The following is a 15,492-nucleotide window of genomic DNA, read 5'->3' on the forward strand; positions in this document are numbered from 1 at the left end:
CCATCGCCATCAACGTGCTACCACCACCCATCAGCCCTTAACTTCACGGCCTTGGGCTTTAGGCTGCGGGCATGAGCGGTGACACACAGTGCGCATGGGTCGTCAGGCCGACGCCGATCGGCCCGCTGCTGCTCGCGGCGACGGCGAAGGGCCTGGTCAGCGTCCGCTTCCACGCGGACGAGCGGGAGGTGCGGCGCTCCCTGGCGCGGCTGAGGGCCGCGCTGGGGGCGCGCCTGGATCCCGGGGAGCGCCACTCCGTGCTGATAGGCGCGTCGGCCGAGCTCGACGCGTATTTCGGCGGAGAGCTGCGCCGGTTCACCACGCCGCTCGACTGGTCGCTGGTCTCGGGCTTCACCGAGCGCGTGCTGCGGGAGCTGGCGGCCTCGGTGCCGTTCGGCGGCGTCGTGGGGTACGGGGAGCTGGCCGACCGGGTCGGAGACCGGGACGCGGCGCGCGCCGTCGGGGCCGCGATGGGCGCCAATCCCCTGCCGGTCGTCGTGCCGTGCCACCGGGTGGTGGCGGCCGACGGGGGCATAGGCGGCTTCGGGGGCGGCCTGGAGACCAAGCGGCGGCTGCTGGAGCTTGAGGGGGTGCTGCCCCCCGCGCTGTTCTGAGCGACGCATGGCCCCGCGCCCTTGAGGGCATCACTGCTGGTGAATGGCTGTGCACCGGGAGCGTGGGAGGGCGTGGATGGTTCGGGTGGTCCGGCGCGAGGAGCGGCGGCCCGGGCTCGCGGCGGCCCGGGTGCTGCGCAGAAGGCGGGCCGAGTCGCTGCGCAGGGCGCGGCTGCGGCGGCGCGAGCGGGGCCTTGACGCCATCCGCGGCGTCGCGCTCGAGCTGCCCGCGCTCTCGGCCGCCGAGCTGTGCGCGCTCGCGGTGCGCCACCGGAATCTGCGCGACGCGAAGCGGGCCGCGCTCTCGTGGGGGCATCGGCCGAGCGCGGTGAGCGCCGAGTCGGCCGTCCCCGCGGAGCTGGCCCGCTGGCAGGTCGAGTATTTACGTGATGTGCTCGCGCCCCACAGTCTGCTGGTCGAGGCGCTGCCGCCGGGGCGCAGCCGGGCCGAGGGCTCCCGGCTGCTCACCGAGCGGGTCTTCGCGGCCATAGCGGCGGCCTATCCGGTGCTGTCCCGCGAGTGCCGCAGGCAGCGGGCCGCCGCGCTGGCGGGCTGAGCCCGGCCCGGTCCCGATCACTGGTCGCGTCACACGTTGACGTCGTTGTCCTTCAGGAACTTCACCGGGTCGATGGCCGAGCCGTAGTCAGGCGTGGTCCTGATCTCGAAGTGGAGGTGCGGGCCACTGCTGTTACCGGTGTTGCCGGAGTCGGCGATGTCCTCACCGGTGTCGACCCGCTCGCCGACCGCGACCTCGATCTTCGACAGGTGGGCGTACTGCGAGTACGTGCCGTCGGCGTGCTTGATCACCACGGCGTTGCCGTACGCGGGGCCGTCGCCGGCTCCGTTGCCGCCCGCCTTGACGACGGTGCCGTCGTGGATGGCGTGGACATCGGTGCCGGTCGGCACGGCGAAGTCCTGGCCGCTGTGGGTCGAGGTCCAGCGCTCACCGGTGTTCCCGAAGGTGCCGGTCAGCTCGTAGTCGTCGGATATGGGGTTGACCCAGTCCTTGTCCTTCTTGGCGGCGACGGTCGCGGTCGCACGGTCGGCGTTGGCATCGTGGCCGCCCTGGCCGCCCGCCACCGCCGCGCCCGTCACGGCCACCGAGGCGCACGCACCGGCCGCGACGATGGCGGCGGTACGGGTCTTCAGGGTCTTCTTGGCACGGTCGATCATGGTGCTGTTCGACATGGGGTGGTCTACCTCTGCGCTTGGGGACATTCCAGCCAATTGGGCCGGGCAACCCCATGGATAGACGGCGGCTCGGGGGGACGACAAGCACCGCTCATACGATGCGACGCCGTAGTGGGAAACGGCGGAATAGGGCGCCGCGACGGGCGCGGGGCACGGCGTTTCCCCCGTGATTACCCGGCGCGGACTCCTCCGCCCGCGGGCCGCGCGACCTGCGGCGGCACGGGGGGAGAACGGCGATTCACCGAGGCCGTGAGCCATTCCCCCCGAAATACCCGACCGGCTCGGGACCAAAGTCCCTGACCTTTGTCATTCGCCACTACTAAACAACGTCGTAGGCTCGGAAATTCCTGTGGTGAGCGTCACTTTCCCGGCGTCGATTGGGGGCGGTGACGGGCGTGCTCAGCGCGGGAAGAGCTCGAAGGCCACGCATGGGCGGCCGCCAAACGCGGACGCCGCCGCCTCGACCGACGCGGTGGTCAGCTCCTGGGCGTAGGCGAGCGGCTCCAGATCGCTCAGGGCCGAGATGTAGGCCCGGTGCTCGGCGAGGGAGGCGACGGCCCGCCGCACCGAGCGCTCCCCCACGGCCCTGGCGTGGGTGGGCAGGGGCGATGCCGCCACGGCCACCCAGCGCACCCCGTCCCAGCGCCCGGCGCCGTCCGCGCCCAGCTGCTCGGGGAAGATCCAGCGGTTCCCCGCGTCGCCCGCGGCGTCGAGCACGGCCCGGCCCACGACGCGGTGGTCGGGGGTGTTCCAGTCGCGGCTGTCCGGGCCCCAGGTGTCGCGGTGGTTGATGGTGATCAGCAGCTCCGGCCGGTGTGACCTGATGGCGGCGGTCAGGTCGCGGCGCAGCGCGGGACCCTCCTCGATCACCCCGTCGTGGTGGCCGAGGAAGGTGACGGAGTCCACGCCGACGACCGCGGCGCTGGCGATCTGCTCGGCCTCCCTGACCCGGGCGCTCTCCTCGGGCGGCAGGGTGTCGATGCCCGCCTCGCCCCGCGTCACCAGGAGATACGCGATGTCACGCCCCGCGTCGGTCCACTCCGCGACGGCCGCGGCGGCGCCGTACTCCAGGTCGTCGGGGTGGGCCACGATGGCCAGGGCCCGCTCCCAGTCCTCGGGCATGGGCTTCAGGACTCCGCTCACGGCCGCCTCCTTCGTCGGGGTGCCACTGCATCCTAGGGTCGGCCACGCCGCGGACCCGTCACGCCGCCGCTTCCCCTCACGCGGCGGCTTCCGTCACGCGGCCGCTTCCGTCACGCGGCCGCTTCCGTCACGCGGCCGCTTCCGTCAGCCTGCGGCGGCAGCGTTCGGCGCGCCTGGCCAGCGCCTCCCAGCTCGGGGACGCGGCCGTGGAGTGCTCGCGGCGCACCGCCAGGGCTTGTTCACACAGCGCGAGGGCGGTCGCGTGGTCGCCGAGCCCGCGCTCGTGGTGCCGGGACAGCCGGTTGAACAGAGCGGGGTCGCGCACCCCGTGGTCCAGCGCCCACTGCCACAGCCGCGCGGCGTCGCCGGTCCGGCCGAGCCGCTCCCACGCCTGCCCGGCGTAGCGGGCGCCGCGGCCCAGGGCGGCCAGGTCCCCGGCCGTGGCCAGCAACGGAAGCCGGGCTGCCAGCTCGTCGGGGTGGGCGGTGGCCGGGCCGTAGTGCGAGACGAGCGCGGCCCCCGCGCTCCCGGTGTCGCACAGCCCGATCGCCTCGCACGACCAGCAGCTCCCGCAGCCGGGCAGGGCGGCGATGGCGGCGGCGGGCGCGGGGAACAGGGCCAGCAGGTGCGCGGGGGCGCGGGCGCCCCGGTCCAGGGCGGCCAGCTGGGCCACGATCTGCCCGATGTCCTCCCTGTACGCCTCGTCGGGCGCCGCGAGCTGGAGCCGCAGCCCGGTGCGCAGCGCGTCATGGGCGAGCTCGGGCCGCGCGGGGCCGAACACCGAGGTCTCCTCGCACAGCATGCCGCCGAGCCAGCCCCACAGCCGCCCCGCCTCGGGGCAGCCGTCGGCCTCGAGCGCCGCGAGCGCCCGCCGCCAGCCGTCGACGCCGCCCTCCCAGCGGGCGATGGTCAGATGGGCGGCGCGGTGCTCATCGCCGATGCCGCCGGTCTCGGCGTCGCAGCGCATCCGCCTGCGCCGCCCCTCCCGGAGCAGCACGGCGGACGGCGCGCTCAGCCCGGCCAGGTCCGCGTGACCGGCCTCGGCGGCGCGGCGCAGCAGCTCGGTGAGGAGCGCGGCGGTGACCTCGGCGTCGGAGTCCGCGCGGTGGGCGCGGTGCGGTATGCCCAACGCGGCGACGCACGTGGTCAGTCGGTGGTTCTCCAGCTCGGGCAGGAAGCGCCTGGCCAGGGCCAGGGTGTCGAGGGCGGTGTCGGGGAGGCCGCCGGTGCCCGCGCGTTCCAGCTCCATCGCGAGGAACGCCAGGTCGAATCCGGCGTTGTGCGCCACGAGGACCGCGCCGTCGAGCCGCGCGACGATCTCGGGGACGAGGTCGGCGAAGCGCGGCGCGGCGGCGGCCTGCGCGTTGGTGATGCCGTGTATCTCGACGGGTCCCGTGTCGCGGCCGGGGTCGACCAGGCTCGTCCAGCGGTCGGTGATCCGCCCCCGCTCGACGGTCACCAGGGCGAGGGAGACCATGCGGTCGCCGCGCTCCGGGCTGAACCCGGTCGTCTCGCAGTCGAGCACCACGAATCGGTCCCCGAGCGGCGCGGGCGGCTGGGGGAGGATGTCGGCCGTCATCGGGGCCTCAGCGCCAGCCGTGCCGCAGCTGGAGTGCGTGCACCACCCGGTTGAACCGGGCGCGGTCAAGGGCGCACGCCTCGCGCCGCATGCCCAGGGGGTGCACGCGCAGCACGCGGTCGAGGTGCACCCAGGAGTCGCGCCCCGAGCGGTCCCAGGGGCCCGAGCCGAGCGGCATCCACTCGTCGTCTCCGGCCCGGTCGCGGCTGGTGAGCTGAACGGCGAGCAGCGTGTCACGGCCGTCCTCGCGCGCGACCACCAGCACGGGCCGGTCCTTGCCCCGGCCGTCGTTCTCCTCGTAGGGGACCCAGGTCCACACGATCTCGCCGGGGTCGGGATCGCCGTCGGGCTCGGGGGCGTACTGCGTGCGCACGGAACCGACTTCGCGCGGCTCGACCTCGACGGTGGCCGCGGGGCCCGTACGCCCGGGTATCTGTTCTGTCCTGATGCGATCCATGCCCACACGCTATCCCCGGCCACTGACAGACGGACCGGGAGCGGGCCCCAGGACGGTCGCTGTCAGTGCCGGGGCCTAACGTTCGGAGCAGGTGATCCCGGGCCATCAGGGTCAGGGAGGAAGGAGTTTGCCGTGCCCGAGGCCACAACGTATCTGGAGCTCTCCGAAGAGGGCGGCGGCGCGCACAAGTTCTACGAGGTCTCGGTGCGCGGGACGGCGGTGACGGTCCGTTACGGACGCATCGGCGCCGCAGGGCAGTCGAAGACGACGTCGTTCGCGACGGTGGCCAAGGCGCGGGCGGCGGCGGACCGGAAGATAGACGAGAAGGTCCGGAAGGGGTACGCGCCCGCGGTGCGCGGCCAGCGCGCGGCCCGCTCGGTGACGCGCCGCCAGGTGGTCTCGGCGCCCTCGACGGCGCGGGCGGTGGCGCCGGTGCTGTGGCGGTTCCGCACGGGCACCGCGGCGTTCGGCATCCACATCGACCGCGACCGCTGCTGGGTGGGCAATCAGAGCGGCGACGTCTACACCCTGGCCCACGACGGCGAGGTGCTGGCCAGGTACTCGCTGCCCGACGGGGTCAAGTGCCTGGTGGCGGACGACTTCTGGATCTACGCAGGGTGCGACGACGGCACGGTGTACGACCTGTCGTCCAAGCTGCCGTTCGCCGCGTACGACATCGCGGACGACGTGGACATCTTCTGGCTGGACATCCACGAGGGCGTGCTGCACGTCTCCGACCGGCAGGGCGGGCTCACCGTCATCGACCACGAGGACGAGCTGAAGTGGTCGCGCGGCGGCCGTGGCGACCACGCCTGGATGGTGCGGCGGGACGACGCGGCGGTGTACCACGGGCACAGCAGGGGCGTGACGGCGTACTACCCCGACAGCAGCGGCGAGCTGTGGCACACGCCGACCACGGGGTCGGTGCTGTTCGGCTGGCAGGAGGCCGACGCGGTGTACGCGGGCACCAACAGGAAGGTGGTGCAGCGCCTTTCGAAGGCGACCGGGCGGATCGAGGCGACCTACGCCTGCGACTCGGTGGTGTACTCGTGCGCGGCGGCGCCCGACGGCCGGTATGTGTTCGCGGGCGACTACGCCTCCTCGATCTACTGCTTCGCCCAGGACGGCACCCGGCTGTGGAAGCTGGGCACGGGCGCGGGCTCGGCCCTGTCGATGCAGTATCTGGACGAGCAGCTCTTCGTGGTGACCACCGATGGCTCGCTGGCCTGCGTGGACGCGAGCGACGCGGCGATCGAGGCGGCCAAGGCCGGGACGGTGCCCGAGGCCGTGGACATCAAGTCGGCGGCGGCGCTGCCGACCTACGCCCCCGGCGCGGCGGTGGAGATCGTCGAGGCGGCGCCGAGCGGCGGGGTGGTCGTGGAGTGCGTGCGGGAGGGCGCGCGGCTGCGGATGCGCGTGGTCACCTCCGGGTACCGCCCCGAGTGGAACGTCCAGTTCCCGCGGCACATCCGCCAGCCTGGGGCGCGCTATGTGGTGGACGAGCTGCACGCGTCGTCGGGCGGGTTCTACCGGGTGCGGGGCGAGATACGGCGCCTGGCCTGACACCCCGCCGGGCCGCGCGACGCTACGGTGACCCCCATGGCGAAGGAGACGATGCGGGCCTGGGTCGTGCCCTCCCCCGGGCGGCTCGAGGCGGTGACGCTGCCGGTGCCGCGCCCCGCGGACGACGAGCTGCTGGTGCGCGTCAGGACGTGTGGCGTGTGCCGCACCGACCTCCATGTGCGGGACGGCGACCTGCCGCCGCACCGCAGCCCCGTGGTGCCGGGTCACGAGGTGGTCGGCGAGGTGGTCGCGGCGGGCCGGGCGGCCTCGGCGCACGCGGTGGGCGACCGGGTCGGCGTTCCCTGGCTGCGGCACACGTGCGGCCGCTGCCGGTTCTGCGCGCGCGGCCAGGAAAACCTCTGCCCGTACTCGCGCTACACCGGCTGGGACGCGGACGGCGGCTACGCCGAGTACGTCACCGTGCCCGCGGACTACGCCTACGAGCTGCCCGGCGGATTCACCGACGAGGAGCTGGCGCCGCTGCTGTGCGCCGGGATCATCGGGTACCGGGCGCTGCGGCGGGCCGACCTGCCCGAGGGCGGGCGGCTCGGCATCTACGGGTTCGGCGGCTCGGCGCACCTCACGGCGCAGGTGGCGATCGGCCGGGGTGCGCGCGTTCATGTGCTGACGCGCTCCCGTGAGGCGCGGCGCCTCGCCCTCGACCTCGGCGTGGCCTCGGCGGGGGACGCGGCGGAGCGCCCGCCCGAGCCGCTGGACGCGGCGATCCTGTTCGCGCCGGTGGGCGACCTGGTGCCGGTGGCCCTTGAGGCGCTGGACGCGGGCGGCACGCTGAGCATCGCGGGCATCTACCTCTCGGAGATCCCGGCGCTCGACTACGAGCGGCACCTCTTCAGGGAGCGCGCGGTGCGCAGCGTGACGGCCAACACCCGGGAGGACGGGCGGGAGTTCCTGGCCGCGGCGGCGCGGTACGGGGTGCGGACGACGGTGATGCCCTATCCGTTCGACCGCGCGGACGCCGCCCTCGACGACCTCGCGGCCGACCGCGTCACGGGCGCGGCGGTGCTGACGATGCCCGGCGGCTGAGAGCGCCCCGGCCCCTTCTGCCCGCTGGGCTCCCCAGGCCCCTGCGCCACCTTCAGAACTGGGCGGTGCGCAGCGCCCGTTCGCGCACCGTGTCGAGAAAGCCCGGCACGTCCTCCATCCGCGTGCCGGTGCACTGGATGATCAAATCCATCACATCGCCCGCGGACAGGGCGCCCACCACCGGGTGCACATGGGCGAGGCCGATGCGCTCCTCCATGCGCTTGAGCACGTGGATCGCGAGGTTCAGCTCGGGCACCCTGCTGGTGTGGCCGAAGTCGAGATTCTGCTTGATCACCCACATCTCGGGGATGATCTGCCCGAAGACGATGACATGGGCCAGCGCGAACATCGACCGCGCGCACTGGCGGGCGCTCTCCTCCGTCTCGTCCTGGAGGGCCTGCACCGCCTCCTCGTCCTCCGCGAGGTGCGCCTGGATCAACGCCACCGCGTGCAGCACCTCGTCCGTGGTGTACGGCTTTCCGGACTCGTCCACCAGCCACCGCCCCTGTCACTGTCCGCCGATCGTGCGGACACCCAGTGTCGCAGGTTCGTCGGCGCGCGGCAGCCGTTCGTCACCCAACGCCCCCCGTCGCATGAGGATTCGGTCAGGAGTGGGCGTCGGGGCCCGGCGCCCAGGCGGGCCGCCGCGGGTCGTCGGCGCGCACGACGACGTCCGCGCGCTCGGCTGGCCCGGTCTCGCGCTCGTACCGTTCGAAGGCGGGCAGCGTCCAGCGTTCGTCCTCGGGGGTCCGCCGCCCGAGCGCCCCGGGCGACAGGCTCAGATGCACCGACAGGTCGGCGGGGAACCAGCGCCCCAGCAGGAACGTGCCGTGCAGCAGGAGAACGCCGCCCCGCGGCAGCTCGACATAGGGGCTGCGGGTGGCCCGGTCCCGCTCGGGGTCCCACAGGTCGGGCAGCACCCGGCCGCTGCCTCCGGGATCCAGCGGCGTGAACACCTCGCGCCACAGCGCCCGTTCGTCGAGCCACAGGTCGAGATAGGCGTCGGCGTCGCGCTTGCCGTACTCGTACCGCAGCGACGCCGCCCGCAGAAAGCCGGAGGCCGCCACCACCAGCGCCTCGCGGCCGCGCAGCCGCAGCTCCCGCGCCATGCCGTCGGCGAGCTCGGCGCCCCCGGCGACGGGCGCCCCGTCGATCACCACGCGCGCCCACGCCCCGGCCTCCCCCGCCACCCGGTCCACCCGGTCCACCCGGTCCACCAGCTCCCCGGTGAGCCGCTCCCAGCTGATCGCCTCCATCCGCATCCCCCCATCCTCCCGCCCTCACCCACCGCATCGACACGTCGGCTGCGAGTAGCCGAGCGGGCCACGGCATGACGTGGGACCCGGGGTCTAGCCAAACCCCGGGCCCCTGTGGGTCCGTCCGTGTGCACACCCCGGCTGTTCATGAGGCGGGTCAGGGCCCAGCGCGTGCTCTGCCTTTGAGCCACCGCCGCATGTGGCGCGGCGGGCCGGATTCGAACCGGCAATCTCGACGCTTCTGCCCGCGTCCGGTCGCCCGGGCGATGGACGGGATGCTGAGTCTGGAGCGAGAGTCTGAGATTGATTTCCTCATGACAAGCTTCAGCGTCAGCTTGCGCTCCTCAGGCGCACCCCGGCATGCACGCGCCACACGCGGCCACCGGGGAGATGGAAAGCCTATCCGTTCACCGACGGGCGCGTCAGCCGAACAGATAGCCGAATATGGCGTCGCCCGCCCGCTGGTCGGTGACCTCCATGCCGTTGGCCTCCTCCCGGGCGAACTTCACCGCCTGCTGAAGCTTCTCGATCCGTTCCAGCAGCTCGTTCACCCGGCGGGCGGGGAGCGCGCCGGAGAACTTGACGGTCGTCCAGTACCCGACGGGGATGTCCTCGTAGTACACCTCGACCTGCGCCGGGTGCTTCTCGGTCGCCTCCGCCTTCACATGGTTGCGCGGGACCTTCTTGGTCCTGACCGTGCGCACGGCGTCCGTCTTCCACCAGTCCGTCGAGCCGTCGAGCGTCCAGGACTCCGCGGCGTCCAGCACCGGCAGCTTCCGCAGGAACGCACCGAGCTCGCCCAGCTGCTTCTCCAGGAAGAGCAGATACGACACCGGCACATCGCGCAGCAACGGCCGCCCCTCCACCGTCACATCGGCGCTCGCCGTGCGGTTCGCCCAGTCCTTCGTGGCGGTCACGTCGAACAGCCGGGTGAGCGTCTTCGCGGTCTCGCGGAGCACGTCCTCCGCCTTGACCTGCACGCGCGTGGACTCGGGCGGCAGCTGCTCGCCCTCCTCGTCCTTCGGCTGGTACGTCCGTGAGATCCCGGCGAGCAACGCGGGCTTGGTCAGCCCGTGATGCACCCCCGCCAGGTCCTGCTGCACCTTGGACTTGACGCCCTTCTCCACCGCGATGATCTGATTGAGCTTCGCCACAGGAGCACCGTAGTCCCCCGCACACCCGTACGGCGACCCCATTCGGCCCGCCCGAGGCGACCTTCCCACAGCGCCCCGCGCGCCTCACGATAGAGCGCATGGACACAGACACGGGTCGGGCACAGCTGGAGCTCTATGTGGAGGCGCTGCGAAGCAGGTTGGCGCCGGATCAGTTCATCGTGTTAATGCGGGCGTTCACCGCCTGCCGGGGCGGGGGGTCGGCCCTCGCGCCCGGACTCCCGCTCACCGCGCAGGAGCAGGAGCTGTTCACGCCCGAAGTGCAGAGCGAGATGCTCACGCTCATGGCCATCGGCATGGACACGATCAGGAGGCCGCTGGAGCGGGCCGAGCCATGAGCGCTCCGCCCGCGGAGACGCCCCCACTCACGGAGACGACCCCGCCCGCGGAGACGCCCCCGTAGGCCGCCGTTCCCCGGCTCGTCGAGCCAGCGGCCTCAGCCGCGCCCTCACGGGGCCCGCCCCGGGCACGGGAGTGGCCATGGACGCGCGAGACGGGCGCGGTGCACCGGCGAACGCGGCGCGGAGTGACATCTTTTTCACGAGTCGCGGTCGTGGCGTGCGACCGGAGTGAAAGGGGCCGCGCATGCGGGAGGTACCCGAGCAGCTTGCCGATCTGGTCAAACGGAGCAACGAGCCCGTGGTGATCCAGACGCTCCGCTCGACGGCCGCCGCGACCATCTCCTATATCGTCGCCCTCTGGGTGACCGACGTCGAGGCGCCCCTGCTGGCGCCCCTGACCGCGCTCCTGGTCGTCCAGGTCACCCTCTTCGCCACGATCACCACGGGCGTCCGCCGGGTGAACTCCGTGATCGCTGGCGTCCTCATCGCCACCGCGTTCAGCTCCCTGGTCGGCCTCAGCTGGTGGAGCCTGGCCCTGCTGATCCTGACGTCCCTCTCGGTCGGCCACCTGGTGCGGGTGAGCGAGTTCGTCCCCGAGGTAGCGATCAGCGCGATGCTTGTCCTGGGCGTCGCCCAGGTGACCGCCACCGCGCTCGACCGCGTCGTGGAAACGGTCATCGGCGCCGTCGTCGGGCTGCTGTTCAACATCATCTTTGTGCCGCCCCTCTGGGTCGGCTCCGCGGGCGAGGACATCGAGGAGCAGGCGCGGCGCATGCGCGAGCTGCTGCGCAGGCTCAGCGAGGAGGCCGAGCAGGGCCGCAGCCCCGTCCAGCGGGTCTCCGCCAAGCTCAACGAGGCCCGGCGCCTGGACCAGGACATCGCCCAGGTGGACGCCTCCATCAGCCAGGCGGAGGAGAGTCTGCGCTTCAACCCCCGGGTCAAGGAGCCCCTGGTCACCCGCATCGTGCTGCGCACGGGGCTCGACACCCTCGAGGTGTGCGCGGTCATCCTGCGCACCCTCACCCAGACGATGCGCGACCTCGCGGCCCGCCGCGCCGACGAGCCGCTGTTCCCGCCCGAGGTGGCCCCCGCCCTCCAGGAGCTGCTGGCCAACCTCGCGGGAGCCGTCGACAGCTTCGCGACCCTGATCACCAGCCAGGTCAGCACGGCCGCGGACGAGGCCGAGGCGTTCCTCGCCGTCGAGCTCGACGCCGCCCGCGTCAGCCGCGAACACGTCGCGCGGCTGCTCCTCGAACGCGTCCAGGAACACCCGCAGCAGTGGCAGCTCCATGGCTCCCTGCTGGCCGAAGTGGATCGAATGCTCGATGAGTTGGACATCGACAAGCGGTCGATGCACCTGGCCGAAGAGCTGGACCGCGCCGCCAGCCAGCAGCGCCAGCGCTTCCCGCGCCTGCGCCGGATGGCCGCCCACCCGCTGCGGGTGGTCCGCAGGAGCAGACGCGCCATCAGGAGCGCGACACCCCGCCGACGCTAGTGGTCAGCGGCCGAACGTGATGTTGCCGTTGATCGTGTCCGCCTGCACGGCGTTGGTCACCTGGGCCTGACCCGAGATCACGTTCTCCGTGCGGCTCTGCGACACCGTCAGCACCGCCCGGTGCTCATCGGCCCAGCGGCGCAGCTCGTCGGCGAACGCCGCGTCCCGCGCGGCATGGGCGCGAAGGCGCGCCCTCAGCTCCCGCACGGCCGCGTCGTCCGCCGGGTCCACCGGCTCGGGCTCCGCGCGCCCGGTCATGCGCCGGGCCAGCCCCATCAGGGACTCCCACGCGGCACCCCCGGCTGCGGTGGCGGCGCCCCCGGCCGCCGCGGTCACCAGGGCAAGAGCGGCTGCGACATCCATGCCTCAACGGTAGCCGCAACTCCCCTCCTCAGGGGCGTTGTTCGGACAATCGCCGCCACAGCGGGCCGATCTGGGCGGCCAGGTCGTCCACCGTGCCATCGTTGTGCAGGACGTGGTCCGCGACCGCGAGGCGCTCCTCGCGCGTCGCCTGGGCCGCCATCCGGGCGCGGGCGTCCTCCTCCGTCATGCCGCGCAGGCGCGTGAGGCGGTCAAGGCGCGTCTCGGCCGACGCGTCCACCACGACCACCACGTCGTAACGCCCCGCCAGGCCGTTCTCGGCGAGCAGCGGAACGTCGTGGACGACCACCGCGTCGCGCGGGGCCGCCGCGGTCAGCTCGGCGGAGCGGCGAGCGACCAGGGGGTGCACGATGGCGTTGAGCTTCGCGCGGCGCTCGGCGTCGCCGAAGACGATCCGGCCGAGCCGCTCGCGGTCGAGGCGCCCCTCCGCGGTGAGGATCCCAGGGCCGAACTCCGCCGCCACCGCGGCAAGGCCCTCGGTGCCGGGCTCGACCACCTCGCGGGCGATCCGGTCGGAGTCCACGACCACGGCCCCGCGCTCGGCCAGCAGCCGCACCGCCTCGCTCTTGCCCGCGCCGATGCCGCCGGTCAGTCCCACAGTCACCATGGGCCGCAGGCTACCGGTCGCCGTCGCCGTCCTCGTGCTCGGCCAGGAACCGCTCGAACACCTCGCCCAGCTCGTCCGCCGACGGCAGCTCGGTCGGCTCGGCCACGAGGTTGCCGCGGGTGGCCGCCCCCGCGATCGCGTCGTACTGCTGCTCGAGGCCGCGCACCACGGCCACCAGCTCGGAGTCGCCCTCGGCCAGCTCGCGTTCGATCTCGTTCTGCGTCCTCATGGCGCGGCTGCGCAGCGCGTGCGCGGCATCGGGGAGGACGAGCCCGGTGGCCCCCGTGATGGCCTCGAGGACCACGAGCGCGGCATCGGGGTAACGCGAGCGCGCGATGTAGTGCGGGACGTGGGCGGCGATCCCGAACACGTCGAAGCCCGCCTCGATCAGCCGCAGCTCCACCAGCGCCGCCGCGCTCCCCGGCACCTGCGCCTCATCGAAGAGGCCGCCGTGGCCGCGCACCAGATCGGCTCGGTTCCCGTGGGGGGTCAGCCCCACGGGGCGGGTGTGCGGAACGCCCATCGGGATGCCGTGCGACGTGACGCCGAGCCGCACGCGCAGCCGCCGCGCGATCTCGCACACCGCCTGGGAGAACGCCTCCCACTCCACATCGGGCTCGGGCCCCGACAGGACGAGAAACGGCTGGTGCGTGGCGTCGCGCACCAGGCGAACGGTCAGCTCGGGCGCCTCGTACTGCGTCCAGCGGTCGCGGCGGAAGGTCATGCCGGGGCGCCTGGCCCGGTAGTCCACCAGGCGGTCGTGGTCGAAGTGCGCCACGGTCGTGGAGGGACGGCCGTCCAGCAGCTGCTCCACCAGCTGGCCACCGGTCTCACCGGCGTCGATGAAGCCCTCGAAGTGGTAGATGAGCACCGGACCCCCGACCATGCCAGGCCCCATGATCGCGTCGACCTCGGCCAGCCCCTCGGGATCCCATGCGTACAACTCCTGCGGATCGCGCACCGTCACCGCACCCCTTCCGCTTTTTCGCGTATGCACAGGCCAACGCACCGTACCGGATGGGCATTCCCCCTGGAGCGCGCTCGCTCCGTGCGAACAACCGACCGGGGCCCGCCCTCCCCGATGGGAGCGGACCCCGGTCGTCACCTCATCCACCGCGTGGCCGCGGCGGTCCTTCGGCTCAGCTCTGGCCGCCTGCCAGCTTCTCCCTCAGCGCGGCAAGCGCCTCGTCGGAGGCCAGCGCACCCGAGTCGTCCGCCTGGGGCGAGGAGTACGAGCCACCGCCCGAGCCACCCGACGGGGCGGCGCCACCGCCGCCGCCCGACGCCTCCGCCTCGGCCTGCGCGTCGGCCTCGCGGGACTTGATGACCTGCGCCTGGTGCTGCTCGAAGCGCTGCTGCGCCTCCGCGTACTGGTGCTCCCACTCCTCGCGCTGCTTCTCGTACCCGGGCAGCCAGTCGTTGGCCTCGGGGTCGAAGCCCTCGGGGTAGATGTAGTTGCCCTGGTCGTCGTAGGACGCGGCCATGCCGTACAAAGTCGGGTCGAACTCGACGGACATGGGGTCCGGGCCGAAGTTCTCGTTCGCCTGCTTCAGCGAGAGGCTGATCCGGCGGCGCTCCAGGTCGATGTCGATGACCTTGACGAAGATCTCGTCGTTGACCTGGACGACCTGCTCCGGGATCTCCACGTGGCGCTCGGCCAGCTCGGAGATGTGGACCAGGCCCTCGATGCCCTCGTCCACCCGGACGAACGCGCCGAACGGTACCAGCTTGGTGACCTTGCCGGGGACGACCTGGCCGATCTGGTGCGTCCTGGCGAACTGCTGCCACGGGTCTTCCTGGGTCGCCTTGAGCGACAGGGAGACACGCTCGCGGTCCATGTCCACGTCGAGGACCTCGACCGTGACCTCCTGGCCGACCTCGACGACCTCGGAGGGGTGGTCGATGTGCTTCCAGGACAGCTCGGAGACGTGCACCAGGCCGTCCACGCCGCCCAGGTCCACGAACGCGCCGAAGTTGACGATGGAGGAGACGACGCCGGAGCGCACCTGGCCCTTCTGGAGGGTGGTGAGGAACGTCTGGCGGACCTCGCTCTGCGTCTGCTCCAGCCAGGCGCGGCGGGAGAGGACGACGTTGTTGCGGTTCTTGTCGAGCTCGATGATCTTGGCCTCGAGCTCCTTGCCGACATACGGCTGGAGGTCGCGGACCCGGCGCATCTCGACCAGCGACGCGGGCAGGAAGCCGCGCAGGCCGATGTCGAGGATCAGACCGCCCTTGACGACCTCGATCACCGTGCCGGTGACGATGCCGTCCTCGTCCTTGATCTTCTCGATGGTGCCCCAGGCACGCTCGTACTGGGCGCGCTTCTTGGAGAGGATCAGGCGGCCTTCCTTGTCCTCCTTCTGGAGGACAAGGGCCTCGATCTCGTCGCCGACGGCGACGACCTCGTTGGGGTCGACGTCGTGCTTGATCGACAGCTCACGCGAGGGGATGACGCCCTCGGTCTTGTAACCGATGTCGAGCAGGACCTCGTCCCGGTCGACCTTCACGATGACGCCGTCGACGATGTCGCCGTCGTTGAAGTACTTGATCGTCTCGTCGATCGCGGCGAGGAAGGCTTCCTCGGAACCGATGTCGTTGACCGCAACCTGCGGGGTGGTCACGGTGGTCTCGGTGCTGCTCGTCATGTGG

General features: G+C 72.5%; 17 protein-coding genes. 6 read left to right on the forward strand and 11 right to left on the reverse strand.

Annotated features, from left to right (window positions below):
- Window positions 1-71: 71 nt before the first annotated feature.
- Window positions 72-614, forward strand: coding sequence for a methylated-DNA--[protein]-cysteine S-methyltransferase (locus tag DEH69_RS09160; RefSeq protein ID WP_113686417.1), 543 nt, complete (start codon window positions 72-74; stop codon window positions 612-614).
- Between the two features lie 76 nt (window positions 615-690).
- Window positions 691-1,170 carry a hypothetical protein gene (locus DEH69_RS09165; protein WP_147255499.1) on the forward strand — a complete coding sequence of 160 codons (480 nt, stop codon included), beginning with the start codon at window positions 691-693 and terminating at the stop codon, window positions 1,168-1,170.
- A gap of 29 nt (window positions 1,171-1,199) precedes the next feature.
- Here DEH69_RS09165 and DEH69_RS09170 read toward each other — a convergent pair whose 3' ends face one another.
- From DEH69_RS09170 to DEH69_RS09185, 4 genes are all read right to left on the reverse strand, one after another.
- Window positions 1,200-1,802 carry a M23 family metallopeptidase gene (locus tag DEH69_RS09170; protein ID WP_113686419.1) on the reverse strand — a complete coding sequence of 201 codons (603 nt, stop codon included), beginning with the start codon at window positions 1,800-1,802 and terminating at the stop codon, window positions 1,200-1,202.
- Window positions 1,803-2,204: 402 nt separating this feature from the next.
- Window positions 2,205-2,927, reverse strand: a complete 723-nt coding sequence (locus DEH69_RS09175) for a PIG-L deacetylase family protein (RefSeq protein ID WP_181727351.1) — start codon at window positions 2,925-2,927, stop codon at window positions 2,205-2,207.
- Window positions 2,928-3,075: 148 nt separating this feature from the next.
- Window positions 3,076-4,527: an exonuclease domain-containing protein gene (locus DEH69_RS09180; protein WP_113686421.1), complete on the reverse strand. Its 1,452-nt coding sequence runs from the start codon at window positions 4,525-4,527 to the stop codon at window positions 3,076-3,078.
- Between the two features lie 7 nt (window positions 4,528-4,534).
- On the reverse strand, window positions 4,535-4,984 hold the full coding sequence (locus DEH69_RS09185; protein ID WP_113686422.1) for a type II toxin-antitoxin system PemK/MazF family toxin: 450 nt from the start codon (window positions 4,982-4,984) through the stop codon (window positions 4,535-4,537).
- 132 nt (window positions 4,985-5,116) lie between these two features.
- Between DEH69_RS09185 and DEH69_RS09190 the strand changes: the two genes are divergently transcribed.
- Window positions 5,117-6,547 (forward strand): WGR domain-containing protein, encoded by a 1,431-nt coding sequence (locus DEH69_RS09190; RefSeq protein WP_113686423.1) that lies wholly within the window; start codon window positions 5,117-5,119, stop codon window positions 6,545-6,547.
- A 51-nt stretch (window positions 6,548-6,598) separates the two neighbouring features.
- A complete protein-coding gene (locus tag DEH69_RS09195; RefSeq protein WP_181727352.1) occupies window positions 6,599-7,591 on the forward strand; it encodes a zinc-binding alcohol dehydrogenase family protein in 993 nt (330 codons plus the stop codon).
- A gap of 52 nt (window positions 7,592-7,643) precedes the next feature.
- On the opposite strand, the gene DEH69_RS09200 is transcribed toward DEH69_RS09195, so the two are convergent.
- The 3 genes from DEH69_RS09200 to DEH69_RS09210 form a co-directional block, all read right to left on the reverse strand.
- A complete protein-coding gene (locus tag DEH69_RS09200) occupies window positions 7,644-8,084 on the reverse strand; it encodes a DUF6224 family protein (RefSeq protein WP_113686425.1) in 441 nt (146 codons plus the stop codon).
- A 112-nt stretch (window positions 8,085-8,196) separates the two neighbouring features.
- Window positions 8,197-8,853, reverse strand: a complete 657-nt coding sequence (locus DEH69_RS09205; RefSeq protein WP_113686426.1) for a uridine kinase — start codon at window positions 8,851-8,853, stop codon at window positions 8,197-8,199.
- Window positions 8,854-9,269: 416 nt separating this feature from the next.
- On the reverse strand, window positions 9,270-10,001 hold the full coding sequence (locus DEH69_RS09210) for a hypothetical protein (protein WP_113686427.1): 732 nt from the start codon (window positions 9,999-10,001) through the stop codon (window positions 9,270-9,272).
- Between the two features lie 98 nt (window positions 10,002-10,099).
- Between DEH69_RS09210 and DEH69_RS09215 the strand changes: the two genes are divergently transcribed.
- Both DEH69_RS09215 and DEH69_RS09220 read left to right on the forward strand, forming a co-directional pair.
- Window positions 10,100-10,357, forward strand: coding sequence for a hypothetical protein (locus DEH69_RS09215; protein WP_113686428.1), 258 nt, complete (start codon window positions 10,100-10,102; stop codon window positions 10,355-10,357).
- Window positions 10,358-10,604: 247 nt separating this feature from the next.
- Window positions 10,605-11,855, forward strand: coding sequence for an aromatic acid exporter family protein (locus tag DEH69_RS09220; protein ID WP_113686429.1), 1,251 nt, complete (start codon window positions 10,605-10,607; stop codon window positions 11,853-11,855).
- A gap of 3 nt (window positions 11,856-11,858) precedes the next feature.
- On the opposite strand, the gene DEH69_RS09225 is transcribed toward DEH69_RS09220, so the two are convergent.
- The 4 genes from DEH69_RS09225 to rpsA form a co-directional block, all read right to left on the reverse strand.
- Entirely contained in the window at window positions 11,859-12,218 is a 360-nt protein-coding gene (locus DEH69_RS09225) for a hypothetical protein (protein WP_113686430.1), read from the reverse strand.
- 28 nt (window positions 12,219-12,246) lie between these two features.
- Window positions 12,247-12,843, reverse strand: coding sequence for a dephospho-CoA kinase (gene coaE, locus DEH69_RS09230; RefSeq protein WP_113686431.1), 597 nt, complete (start codon window positions 12,841-12,843; stop codon window positions 12,247-12,249).
- 10 nt (window positions 12,844-12,853) lie between these two features.
- Window positions 12,854-13,804: a proteasome assembly chaperone family protein gene (locus DEH69_RS09235; protein ID WP_113686621.1), complete on the reverse strand. Its 951-nt coding sequence runs from the start codon at window positions 13,802-13,804 to the stop codon at window positions 12,854-12,856.
- Window positions 13,805-13,982: 178 nt separating this feature from the next.
- Complete coding sequence (rpsA, locus tag DEH69_RS09240; protein WP_113686432.1) at window positions 13,983-15,488, reverse strand: 30S ribosomal protein S1; 1,506 nt, start codon at window positions 15,486-15,488, stop codon at window positions 13,983-13,985.
- Window positions 15,489-15,492: the final 4 nt, after the last annotated feature.

Source organism: Streptomyces sp. PT12 (genome assembly GCF_003311645.1).
Lineage (GTDB): Bacteria > Actinomycetota > Actinomycetes > Streptomycetales > Streptomycetaceae > Streptomyces.

What these genes read in the sequence shown, in the direction of transcription:
- DEH69_RS09225 (WP_113686430.1), bottom strand. Translation starts at nt 12,218, where the DNA reads ATGGATGTCGCAGCCGCTCTTGCCCTGGTGACCGCGGCGGCCGGGGGC.
- DEH69_RS09215 (WP_113686428.1), top strand. Translation starts at nt 10,100, where the DNA reads ATGGACACAGACACGGGTCGGGCACAGCTGGAGCTCTATGTGGAGGCG.
- DEH69_RS09165 (WP_147255499.1), top strand. Translation starts at nt 691, where the DNA reads ATGGTTCGGGTGGTCCGGCGCGAGGAGCGGCGGCCCGGGCTCGCGGCG.
- DEH69_RS09170 (WP_113686419.1), bottom strand. Translation starts at nt 1,802, where the DNA reads ATGTCGAACAGCACCATGATCGACCGTGCCAAGAAGACCCTGAAGACC.
- DEH69_RS09195 (WP_181727352.1), top strand. Translation starts at nt 6,599, where the DNA reads ATGCGGGCCTGGGTCGTGCCCTCCCCCGGGCGGCTCGAGGCGGTGACG.
- DEH69_RS09205 (WP_113686426.1), bottom strand. Translation starts at nt 8,853, where the DNA reads ATGCGGATGGAGGCGATCAGCTGGGAGCGGCTCACCGGGGAGCTGGTG.
- DEH69_RS09160 (WP_113686417.1), top strand. Translation starts at nt 72, where the DNA reads ATGAGCGGTGACACACAGTGCGCATGGGTCGTCAGGCCGACGCCGATC.
- rpsA (WP_113686432.1), bottom strand. Translation starts at nt 15,488, where the DNA reads ATGACGAGCAGCACCGAGACCACCGTGACCACCCCGCAGGTTGCGGTC.
- coaE (WP_113686431.1), bottom strand. Translation starts at nt 12,843, where the DNA reads ATGGTGACTGTGGGACTGACCGGCGGCATCGGCGCGGGCAAGAGCGAG.
- DEH69_RS09220 (WP_113686429.1), top strand. Translation starts at nt 10,605, where the DNA reads ATGCGGGAGGTACCCGAGCAGCTTGCCGATCTGGTCAAACGGAGCAAC.
- DEH69_RS09175 (WP_181727351.1), bottom strand. Translation starts at nt 2,927, where the DNA reads ATGCCCGAGGACTGGGAGCGGGCCCTGGCCATCGTGGCCCACCCCGAC.
- DEH69_RS09185 (WP_113686422.1), bottom strand. Translation starts at nt 4,984, where the DNA reads ATGGATCGCATCAGGACAGAACAGATACCCGGGCGTACGGGCCCCGCG.
- DEH69_RS09180 (WP_113686421.1), bottom strand. Translation starts at nt 4,527, where the DNA reads ATGACGGCCGACATCCTCCCCCAGCCGCCCGCGCCGCTCGGGGACCGA.